The sequence below is a fragment of the Burkholderia sp. Bmkn7 genome (genome assembly GCF_041103175.1).
Taxonomy (GTDB): domain Bacteria; phylum Pseudomonadota; class Gammaproteobacteria; order Burkholderiales; family Burkholderiaceae; genus Burkholderia; species Burkholderia cepacia.
Genome location: NZ_JBGCUH010000003.1, coordinates 351,815 through 362,538, shown reverse-complemented (window position 1 = coordinate 362,538; position 10,724 = coordinate 351,815). Strand labels below are relative to the sequence as shown.

Below are 10,724 nucleotides of genomic sequence, written 5' to 3'. Positions count from 1 at the left end.
GATGGTGCCCGCACCGCACGCAACCCGGGGTTGCGTGCGGTTTTTTGTTCGCCGCTCGAACCCGTGCACGTTCGTGCGCCAATCCAGCTAACATCACACGCGATCCAGCCAATGAAGGAGTTCCGCATGGTGCGTCCGATGTTTCCGGGCCATGGTGCACTGCAAGGGCGGCCGCGCGCGCGCCGTGTCGTGCCGATGTTCGTCGCGTCGCTGTCGTTGGCCGCTGCCGGCCTCGGCGCGTGCGGCAGCGCGCGCGCGGCGATGAATTTCTGCGCGGCGCCGGCCCTGCAGGCGAGCGAGACGACGCAGGCCGAGCCGGGCGTCCAGGCGCTGATCCGCAGCGTCGACGCACGCATCGGCGAGCAGCCGAAGGCGATGGCGCGCGTGCACACCGAGGGCACGCTGCCGCACGAAGGCATCTACGACCAGAGCGCCGCCGCGCTGAAGGATCTCGACCTGATGCGCGATGCCGCGCTCGCGTGGCGCGTGACGAACGCGCCGCGCTACCTGCAGCTCGTCGACCGCTTCCTGTCCGCGTGGGTCGGCACCTACCAGCCGAGCTTCAACCCGATCGACGAGACGCGTTTCGACAGCCTGATCGTCGCGTACGACATGACGGCAAGCGCGCTGCCGGTGAAGACCCGCAATGCGACCGCAGCGTTCATCGCGAAGCTCGGCGCCGGTTATGTCGCACAGATCGACGCGCAGAAGCGCCCGCTCACCGGCACCTGGCGCAACAACTGGCAGAGCCACCGGATCAAGCTGATCGCGCTGTCCGCGTTCACGCTCGGCGATCGCAGGATGATGAACGCCGCGCAGCGGCTGTTCGTCGAGCATCTCGCCGACAACATCGGCCCGGACGGCAAGACGTGGGACTTCGAGGAGCGCGATGCGCTGCACTACGCGGTCTACGACCTGCAGCCGCTGGTGACGGCCGCGCTCGCCGCGCGCCGCTTCAACCGCAACTGGCTGCGCGAGCGCGGCACGAACGGTGCGACGCTCGCGGCCGCGCTCGACTGGCTCGTGCCGTACGCGCTCGGCGAGAAAACGCACGAGGAATTCGTGAATTCGCCGGTGCCGTTCGACGCGAAGCGCCGCGAAGCCGGCCTGCCGGGCTACACGGGGCAGTGGGACCCGAAAAACGCCACCGAACTCTTTCATCTGGCCGCGCGGCTCGACGGGCGTTATGCCCGCGTCGCGCAGCAACTTTCCCCAACGCCGCCCGCATGGCTCGCCGCGTGCCTGCCATTGCAGGCGCGCTAGCACTACTCTTAAAGCAAGGCAGGAATCGAAATGGCAGTCAGCGTCTTTGACCTCTTCAAGATCGGTATCGGTCCATCCAGTTCGCATACGGTCGGGCCGATGCGCGCGGCGCTGATGTTCGTCCAGGGCCTCGAGCGCGACGGGATGCTCGACGCGACCGCCCACGTGAAGGTCGAGCTGTACGGCTCGCTCGGCGCCACCGGCAAGGGCCACGGCACCGACCGCGGCGTGATGCTCGGCCTGCTCGGCGATGCGCCCGACACCGTCGATCCCGACACGATCGACGCGCGGCTGGAAGACGTCCGCAAGTCGAAGAAGCTCGCGCTGCTCGGCACGCACCCGGTGCCGTTCGTGCTGAAGGAGAACATCGCGTTCTACCGCCAGGCGCTGCCCGAGCATCCGAACGGGATGAAGCTGCGCGCGAGCGACGCGAACGGCGCGGTGCTGGTCGAGCGCACCTACCTGTCGGTCGGCGGCGGCTTCGTCGTGACGGCCGGCGCGCCGAACACGAAGGTGCTGAGCGCGGCCGAGCAGATGACGCACCCGTTCCGCACCGGCGCCGAGCTGCTCGCGCTGACCGAGTCGACCGGCAAGTCGATCGCGCAGCTGATGTGGGAAAACGAGCGCGCGTGGCACACCGAGGAAGAGACGCGCGATGGCCTGCTGAAGATCTGGGCGGTGATGCAGTCGTGCGTGTCGCGCGGCTGCGGAATCGGCAACCCGGATGCCGACGGCAACCTGCCCGGCCCGTTCCAGGTCAAGCGCCGCGCGCCGCAGCTGTACCGCACGCTGACGGGCAGCCCGGAGCGCGCGCTGCAGGATCCGCTGTCGATGATCGACTGGATCAACCTGTACGCGATCGCGGTCAACGAGGAAAACGCGGCCGGCGGGCGCGTCGTCACCGCGCCGACCAACGGCGCGGCCGGCATCATCCCCGCCGTGCTGCACTACTACACGCGCTTCACGCCGGGCGCGAACGAGCAGGGCGTGATCGACTTCCTGCTCACCGCCGCCGCGATCGGCATTCTTTACAAGCTGAATGCGTCGATCTCCGGCGCGGAAGTCGGCTGCCAGGGCGAAGTGGGCGTCGCGTGCTCGATGGCGGCGGGCGCGCTCGCGGCCGTGCTCGGCGGCACGCCGCAACAGGTCGAGAACGCGGCCGAGATCGGGATGGAGCACAACCTCGGCCTCACCTGCGACCCGGTCGGCGGGATGGTGCAGATTCCCTGCATCGAGCGCAACGCGATGGCGTCGGTGAAGGCGGTCAACGCGGCGCGCATGGCGTTGCGCGGCGACGGCTCGCACTACGTGTCGCTCGACTCGGTGATCAAGACGATGCGCGAGACCGGTGCCGACATGAAGACGAAGTACAAGGAAACGTCGCGCGGCGGGCTCGCGGTGAATATCGTCGAGTGCTGATGCGGATTCCGGCGGTCACGCGGGGCGAATCGATACCCTGCCGTGCCGCCGGACATGACCGGGTACGCTAGTCGTTCAGCCAGTTCTCCAGCCGCAACCCCGGGTAACTCGCGAAATCCCGCTCGTTGTTGGTCACGAGCACGGCGTCGAGCGACACCGCGTGCGCCGCGATCAGTTTGTCGAGATGATCCCTCTTCCGCTCGCGGGTCGCTTCGCGAACAGGGCCGTACGCTTGCGCGGCCGCCGCGTCGAACGGCGCAACCGGGATATCCTCGATCAGGTCGGCAAGGTTGCGGCGCTCCCGGACCGCATTCGCACACGCGGCCACGCCGTATTCGAGCTCGGCGTACGTAATCGCCGACATCACGACGTCCCCCGTGTAGCACTGGGCAAATCGTTTCGCGACCTGTTCCGGCTGATGCTTCATCAAATAGATGCACATGTTGGTGTCGAGCATGTAGCGCGGCATCACAAACCCTCGCGGTCGGCCTGCTCCTGGTCGCCACGCCCTTCAGCCATGAAATCCGGTGCGAATTTCGCGAACTTCTCGAGCACGCCAGCCAACGGCCGTCGCACGGGACGAATACGGATTTCGTCGCCGATCCGTTCGATTTCGAGCTCGATATCGCTGCGCTCGTAGGCAAGGTCCGCCGGAATCCGTACGGCCTGCGAGTTGCCGTTCCGGAACACCCTCGTGGTATGCATGTCGATCTCCCATGCGTGTGTACGATGGATGTACTTTAGGGTGTTTCCGAGGCAATGTAAATCCATGTGTGTACACGACTCCGAAGTGATCATGCGGGCGGCTTGCGATATGCCGGAGATATCCACTGCCGGCGGCCGGTCAATTGCGGCGAAAAGACACGTGGTTCGACGCAATTCGCCACCCGCCTGACCGTGGCAGCGGATCGTCCTGTCCAGCTCGATGCCGGCAGCCTCCACTGTCCACCGTCCGGCAATCACGCACCAGTCGTCCTTTCGGCCAGCCGAACCCGGCGAGCACGCAAGACGCGCCGCCCGACCCGCTCCGGGTTCCGACACTTTTCACTGGCCGGCGTACCGGCGCCGGGCCGACAGGCGTAAGCTGTACGTCCCGCTACCCAGGGAGACGGCAGCCCATGTCGCATTCCAAGGATCTCGAGCAGCCCGCCACCACCGGCGCGCGACTGCTCGTCGATGCGTTGCTCGCCAATCACGTCGAACGCGTGTTCTGCGTGCCCGGCGAGAGTTTCCTCGCCGTACTCGATGCGCTGGCGGACGACACCGCGCGCATCCAGACGGTCGTCTGCCGCCACGAGGCGGCCGCCGCGAACATGGCCGAGGCGGTCGGCAAGCTGACCGGCCGCCCCGGCATCGCGTTCGTCACGCGCGGGCCCGGCGCGACCCATGCGTCGATCGGCGTGCACACCGCGTTCCAGGATTCGACGCCGATGATCCTGTTCGTCGGCCAGTGCGCGCGCGAGCACCTCGACCGCGAAGCCTTCCAGGAAATCGACTACCGGCGGATGTTCGGCCAGATGGCGAAATGGGTCGCGCAGATCGACGATCCGCGCCGCATTCCCGAGTACCTGAGCCATGCGTTCCACGTCGCGACCGCTGGCCGGCCCGGCCCGGTCGTGCTCGCGCTGCCGGAGGACGTGCTGTCCGAAGCCTGCGCGCCGCAGCCCGTCGTGCCGGCCGCGAAACGCGTCGCGGCCGCGCCGTCGGCCGCGCAGCTCGACGAGCTGCGCGAGCGGCTCGCGCGCGCCGAGCGTCCGTTCGCGATCGTCGGCGGCAGCGGCTGGACGCCCGACGCGTGCGCGAACCTGCGCACCTTCGTCGAGCGCTGGCAGTTGCCGGTGGCCTGCGCGTTCCGCTACCAGGACACGATCGACAACGCGCACCCGAACTATGCGGGCGACGTCGGGCTCGGGATCAACCCCGCGCTCGCGAAGCGCATCCGCGACGCCGACCTGCTGCTCGTGATCGGGCCGCGCCTCGGCGAAGCGACGACCGGCGGCTACACGCTGCTCGACATCCCGAAGACACGCCAGACGCTGGTTCACGTGCACCAGGGCGCGGACGAGCTCGGCCGCGTGTATGCGGCCGACCTGCCGATCGTGTCCGGGATGCCCGAGATCGCCGCGCCGCTCGCCGCGCTCGAGCCGCCCGAGCATCCCGCGTGGGCCGGCAGCGCCGCCGACGCGCATCGCGCGTATCGCGAATGGCATGCGCCGCTGCCGATGCCCGGCGACGTCCAGCTCGGCGACGTGATGGTGCAGTTGCGCGAGCGCCTGCCGCACGACGCGATCCTGACCAACGGCGCCGGCAATTATGCGATCTGGCTGCATCGCCACTTCGCGTACCGGCACTTCCGCTCGCAGCTCGCGCCGACGAGCGGCGCGATGGGCTACGGGCTGCCGGCCGCGCTCGCCGCGAAGTCGTTGTACCCGTCGCGCGCCGTCGTCGCGCTCGCGGGAGACGGCTGCTTCATGATGGCCGGCAACGAACTCGCGACCGCGATGCAGTACGGGCTGAACATCGTGGCAATCGTCGTCAACAACGGCCATTTCGGTACGATCCGCATGCATCAGGAGCGCAACTACCCGGGCCGCGTGCACGGCACGGGGCTCACGAATCCCGATTTCGCCGCGTATGCGCGCGCATTCGGCGCGCATGGCGAGACCGTCGAGCGCACCGCCGATTTCGCGCCCGCGCTCGAACGCGCGCTGACCTGCGGGCTGCCTGCGCTGATCGAGATCCGCATCCCGCAGGACGCCAGCACGCCGGCCGCGACCCTCGAACAGATCCGCGAACAGGGCCGCCGCGCGCGCGGCGGATGACGGTGAGCACGCACGCCGCGCCCCCTGCCGCCGCGCTGTCGCACGACGACGCGCTGGCGCTCCCCGGCACGCTGCTCGCACCGGACGGCACGCTCGTCGCGCCTTACGACCTCGAGCACGGCGACGCGCGTGCCGCCGGCCACGTGGCGGCCGCGCCCGCGCGCGGCCTGCTGCACGCGGCGCACCGGCCGTTTCGGCTCGACTATGGCCGCGCACGGCAGGTGCATGTGATCAACGGGATGGGGGTCACGCTCGGCGATTCGGTGATCGGGCTCACCGCCCTGGCCGCGCTGCGCGCAGCGCATCCGGGCCTGGGCTTCACGCTGTACCGGCCCGCCCGCGCGCCGCGCTACGTCGATGCGCTGTACGCGCTCGCGGCCGACATCGTCGCGCCGTCGCGCGCGCTGCCGTACCCCGCCGACGCACTGCCGGCGGACGCGCCGTGCATCGACGTCGGCAATCACCTGTACTGGCCCGCGTTCGCGCGGTTGCCGATGATCGATTTCTTCCTCGACGCGCTCGGCGTGGAGCCTGCCTCGGTGCCGGCATCGGCCAGGCGCAACCGCTGGCTCGCGCGGCTGCCGTTGCCCGCGTTGCCTGCGCAATGGCAGCGCCCGTACGTGCTGTTCTGTCCGAACGCGAGCACCGCGTTGCGCAGCGTGCCGCCTGCCCTCCGGGCAACGTTCGTCGAACAGCTGGCCCGGCGCTACGGCTTGCCGGTGGCCGGGTTCGGGCCGGTCGCGCATCCCGCGTATGTCGACGTGAGCGCCGATGCGGCAGGCGATACGGCCCGGTTCATCGCATGGGTCAAGGGCGCCAGCCTGCTGTTCGCGCCCGACACGGCCGCGCTGCACCTTGCCGACGGTTTCGACGTGCCGACGCTCGCATGCTTTACAACGATCGAGCCGGCGCTGCGCGTACGCGACTATCCGCATTGCGTGCCGGTCGCGCTCGACGTGCCGGCCGAATTGCACGGGCTGCATCGCAGCGAGCGGCCGGCCGATCTCGCGGCGGTCGAGGCCGCTTACCGGGCGATCGACTGGGACGCGCTGGCCTGGCCCGCGCCGCGCAAAGCCGCGACGACCGCTGATCAGGAAAACCGGACGCGAGCATCCGCAGCGTGGCCGAAAGCGCAATAGCGTGCCCGCACCGCCTGAGCCTGAGCCTGAGCCGAGCCTGAGCCAAGCTCGAGTCCGAGCGTGAGCCCGAGCCAGGCTCACCCCGACTGCCGCCCCGCGCTCACCCCGCCACCATCACCGCGCGATCGCGCAGCGTCTCCGACGGCCGCTTGCCGAACAGTCGCCGGTAATCGGTCGCGAACTGGCTGAGATGCCAGAAGCCCCACGCCTCCGCAACGTCCTGCACCGAACCGGCCGCGCGGCCGCACAGGTCGCGCCGCGCGCCGTTCAGCCGCAGCGTGCGCAGGTAGGTGGCGGGCGCCATGCCGAGCACGTCCTGGAAGCAGTACTGCAGCGTGCGCCGGCTCACGTGCAACTGCTCGCACAGTTCGGGCACGCCGACCGGGCGCGTGCGATGCGCAAGCACGTAGTCACGCGCCTGTTCGACGATCCAGCGGCGCATAGACGGCGCGCGGCCGGCATCGTCGTCGGCCGGTTGCGCGCACACGTCGAACAGCGCGGCCAGCACCTCGGCCTGCAGGTCGTCGCGCTGCGCATCGGCCAGCGGGCCGGCCATCGCCACCGCCCCGTCGAGCCGGCGGCCGAGCAGCGCGCACAGGCGCGCGAGCCGCGCATCGCCGACCTGCATCACGCGCTGCGTGAACAGCCGCTCGTCGAGCGCACGGTGCTCGACCTCCTCCGCATAACGGCGCAGCACGTCGCCGCGCACGACGATGCCGTAGATCGAGAACTGCGCGGGCGTCACCAGTTCGAATTCGACGTTGCCGGGCCGGAACGCGAGCGCGCCGGGCCCGATGCGGCACGCATCGACGCGCGCGGTGCCGTCGCTCACGAGCGGAATGCCGAACCAGTACGCATCGCCGCGCACCTCGCACGCCTGGCGCAGCAGGTGGCTCGTCGATTCCCGAAACAGTTTCATGGTGTCGAGCGGCAGCTCGGTCAGCGTGCCGACGAAACGGCCGGCCGCGAGCTGGTCGTAGGTCTGCCGCCAGCCGATCAGGTTGCGCGCCTGCTCGTCGGCGTCATGCGCGACGCTGACGACCGCCTGCCCGGCCAGCGCGTCGTCGCCCTGCGCGTTGCGCCGCGTGTCTTCGGCCGTCGGTTCTTCGCTACACGCCACGTGTTGGTCCATCGTGTCCTCCCTCACCTGCCCGGAACCGCGTCTGTCACGCAAGTCCCGTGCCGAACCGCGCGGTTCGGCGAACGGCCCGTCATTCCACGTTGTCCGGCCGTTGCGCGCCATCCGGGCGCACCCGAAGGCGGCGTGCCGCGCACGCCGCCGGTGCGATCCGCGCGACGACCGCGCATCTCGACCGCCGCCGGCCGCCGAATCCCGGCTACCCGGCCGGCTTCAGCCGCACGACCCGCGTGCCGCAATTGCCATACGCCTGCGCGACCGCCAGCTCGACGATCGCGCTTCCGGCCGGCCAGGGCGCCGCGTCGGCTTCGGGCAAATCGGCGCGCAGCGTCGCGCGACCGTTGATCCGGTAGCGGATGCCGCGCACGAAGTCGACGAACAGCAACCCGACGCCGCTGCCGTCGCATGCCGCCGCATCGATCCGGCCACCGTCGCCGGGGGCGGCAGGCAACGCGAACCGCAGCGTCTTCGTGTCGATCACGCGGACGACCGGCAGCAGATCGCCGTTCGCGTCGCGCATGCCCGGCACGATGTCGCAGGTCACGGATGTGCGCGAGCCGCCCGCAGTGGCGATGAACATGAACGGCTGAGATTCGACGAACTGCCGCACGCCGATGCTCACGCGTGTCGTCACCACGTCGCTCATCCGCTCGGCTTCGTCGGCCACGCCGAAGCGGTGCTGCGCGTCGAGTTCGCCCGCATGGAACACGGGGTGACGCGGAAAGGATCGGGGCAGTTCTGCCATGCTGGTTTTCGTTACACGCATCGGCGCGCCGCGCCGCAGCGACGACACGACGGCCGGTATCGTTTCCGGCGCCGGCCGCGACGATGCTCGGCCGACATCGGGGGTCGGATGTCGAAGTCGAAAATGGCGACGCGCCGGGTGACCGGATGGGCCGACGGCCACCCGCCGATAGCCGGTAGCCGGTAACCGCCGCATCGCACCCGCATGCGCAACGCCCGACGGACGGGCAAACGTCACCCGTCCGTCGAACGTTGACCGCAGCCGGCGCGCCACGCGCCCCGCCAACGAACCCCGGCGATCGTCCCGGCCGGCGCTGCCCTGCCGGCCGGCCAATCCCGGCGCTCCGCCACTGCGTCGACGCCCCGGTCAGAAGAACCCGAGCGCCTCGGCCTGGTAGCTGACCAGCAGGCACTTCGTCTGCTGATAGTTCGACAGCGCCATCTTGTGCGTCTCGCGGCCGATCCCCGACTGCTTGTAGCCGCCGAACGCCGCGTGCGCGGGGTAAAGGTGGTAGCAGTTGGTCCACACGCGGCCGGCCTCGACCTCGCGGCCCATCCGGTACGCCCGCGTGCCGTTGCGCGTCCACACGCCCGCGCCGAGCCCGTAGAACGTGTCGTTCGCGAGTTCGATCGCTTCCTGCTCGTCCTTGAACGTCATCACCGACGCGACCGGCCCGAAGATCTCTTCCTGGAACACGCGCATCTTGTTGTTGCCGAGCAGCATCGTCGGCTTCACGTAGTAGCCCGTGTCGAGGCCGGCAGCCGGCGCCGTGCGTTCGCCGCCCGTCAGGCATTGCGCGCCTTCGCCGCGGCCGATGTCGATGTACGACAGGATCTTGTCGAGCTGCTGCTGCGACGCCTGCGCGCCGATCATCGTCTGCAGGTCGAGCGGGTGGCCGGCCTTGATGCGCTCGACGCGCGCGACCGCCTTCTCGATGAACTTCTCGTAGATCGATTCCTGGATCAGGATCCGCGACGGGCACGTGCACACCTCGCCCTGGTTCAGCGCGAACATCGCGAGCCCTTCGAGCGCCTTGTCGAGGAATGCGTCGTCCTGGTCGAGCACGTCGGCGAAGAAGATGTTCGGGCTCTTGCCGCCCAGTTCGACCGTCGACGGGATCAGGCTGTCGGCCGCCGCGCGAAGAATGTGCTTGCCGACCGGCGTCGAGCCCGTGAACGCGATCTTCGCGATCCGCTTGCTGGTCGCGAGCGCTTCGCCCGCTTCCTTGCCGAAGCCGTTCACGATGTTGATCGTGCCGGCCGGGAACAGGTCGCCGATCAGCTCCATCAGCACGAGCACCGACGCGGGCGTCTGCTCGGCCGGCTTCATCACGACGCAGCAGCCGGCCGCGAGCGCCGGCGCGAGCTTCCATGCGGCCATCAGCAGCGGGAAGTTCCACGGGATGATCTGGCCGACGACACCGAGCGGCTCGTGGAAGTGGTACGCGACGGTGTTGTCGTCGATCTCGGAGATGCCGCCTTCCTGCGCGCGGATGCAGCCCGCGAAGTAGCGGAAGTGGTCGATCGCGAGCGGCAGGTCGGCCGCCATCGTCTCGCGCAGCGGCTTGCCGTTGTCGATCGTCTCGGCCACGGCCAGCAGCTTCAGGTTCTTTTCCATCCGGTCGGCGGCGGCGAGCAGCAGGTTCGCGCGCTCGGCCACGGACGTCTTGCCCCACTTGCGGCGCGCGGCATGCGCGGCATCGAGCGCCAGCTCGATGTCGTCGGCGCCCGAGCGCGGAATGCGGCAGAACGGCTGGCCGTTGATCGGCGACACGTTCTCGAAATACTCGCCTTTCACCGGCGGAACCCACTTGCCGCCGATGTAGTTGTCGTATTGCTGACGGTACGGGTATTCGACGTCGAGGCCCAGTTGTTTCAGGTCAAACGGGTTCATACATGTCTCCTGTTCATCGTGCTTGTGTGCGTACAGCGCCGGTTGGATCGCGCTGCATCGGTTTACGCAACATGCGTGCCAAACGGGACGGAAGCACGGCGACCACGGCCGGCCCGCGTGCGCGCCGTGCCGTGTTCACCCACGCAGCACGGCGGGTGTACCCATTCTGAACAGCGCGATTGCGCAGCAGCCGGGCCGGTGTGCGAAATTTCCACAGTGCGCGGGCGCGCGGGCAGGCGGACGCCGGCCGCGACGCGTGGCATGTCGCTTGCGTGCGCATCGTGCGTTTCCACGCAACGGCGAGT

The 10,724-nt window shown here is 69.3% G+C and carries 9 protein-coding genes; 4 read left to right on the top strand and 5 right to left on the bottom strand.

What is annotated here, in order from left to right; translation table 11 throughout:
* Positions 1-126: 126 nt before the first annotated feature.
* Positions 127-1,263: an alginate lyase family protein gene (locus AB3K92_RS23065; protein WP_059490381.1), complete on the top strand. Its 1,137-nt coding sequence runs from the start codon at positions 127-129 to the stop codon at positions 1,261-1,263.
* A 30-nt stretch (positions 1,264-1,293) separates the two neighbouring features.
* The gene (locus tag AB3K92_RS23060) at positions 1,294-2,682 is read left to right on the top strand and encodes an L-serine ammonia-lyase (RefSeq protein WP_021164187.1); all 1,389 of its coding nucleotides are present in this window, start codon (positions 1,294-1,296) and stop codon (positions 2,680-2,682) included.
* Positions 2,683-2,749: 67 nt separating this feature from the next.
* On the opposite strand, the gene AB3K92_RS23055 is transcribed toward AB3K92_RS23060, so the two are convergent.
* On the bottom strand, positions 2,750-3,151 hold the full coding sequence (locus tag AB3K92_RS23055) for a type II toxin-antitoxin system VapC family toxin (protein WP_048025213.1): 402 nt from the start codon (positions 3,149-3,151) through the stop codon (positions 2,750-2,752).
* Entirely contained in the window at positions 3,151-3,387 is a 237-nt protein-coding gene (locus AB3K92_RS23050) for an antitoxin (protein WP_042978332.1), read from the bottom strand. The genes AB3K92_RS23055 and AB3K92_RS23050 overlap by 1 nt, the downstream gene beginning before the upstream one ends.
* 413 nt (positions 3,388-3,800) lie before the next feature.
* Between AB3K92_RS23050 and AB3K92_RS23045 the strand changes: the two genes are divergently transcribed.
* Together AB3K92_RS23045 and AB3K92_RS23040 are read left to right on the top strand one after the other, a co-directional pair.
* Positions 3,801-5,504 (top strand): thiamine pyrophosphate-binding protein, encoded by a 1,704-nt coding sequence (locus AB3K92_RS23045; protein ID WP_059678233.1) that lies wholly within the window; start codon positions 3,801-3,803, stop codon positions 5,502-5,504.
* The gene (locus AB3K92_RS23040; protein WP_369465876.1) at positions 5,501-6,643 is read left to right on the top strand and encodes an ADP-heptose--LPS heptosyltransferase; all 1,143 of its coding nucleotides are present in this window, start codon (positions 5,501-5,503) and stop codon (positions 6,641-6,643) included. Before AB3K92_RS23045 ends, AB3K92_RS23040 begins: the two co-directional genes overlap by 4 nt.
* 100 nt (positions 6,644-6,743) lie before the next feature.
* Here AB3K92_RS23040 and AB3K92_RS23035 read toward each other — a convergent pair whose 3' ends face one another.
* From AB3K92_RS23035 to AB3K92_RS23025, 3 genes are all read right to left on the bottom strand, one after another.
* Positions 6,744-7,775, bottom strand: a complete 1,032-nt coding sequence (locus AB3K92_RS23035) for a helix-turn-helix domain-containing protein (protein ID WP_042978041.1) — start codon at positions 7,773-7,775, stop codon at positions 6,744-6,746.
* Positions 7,776-7,980: 205 nt separating this feature from the next.
* A complete protein-coding gene (locus AB3K92_RS23030; RefSeq protein WP_059591617.1) occupies positions 7,981-8,526 on the bottom strand; it encodes a hypothetical protein in 546 nt (181 codons plus the stop codon).
* Positions 8,527-8,892: 366 nt separating this feature from the next.
* Positions 8,893-10,419: an aldehyde dehydrogenase family protein gene (locus tag AB3K92_RS23025; RefSeq protein ID WP_021163584.1), complete on the bottom strand. Its 1,527-nt coding sequence runs from the start codon at positions 10,417-10,419 to the stop codon at positions 8,893-8,895.
* Positions 10,420-10,724: the final 305 nt, after the last annotated feature.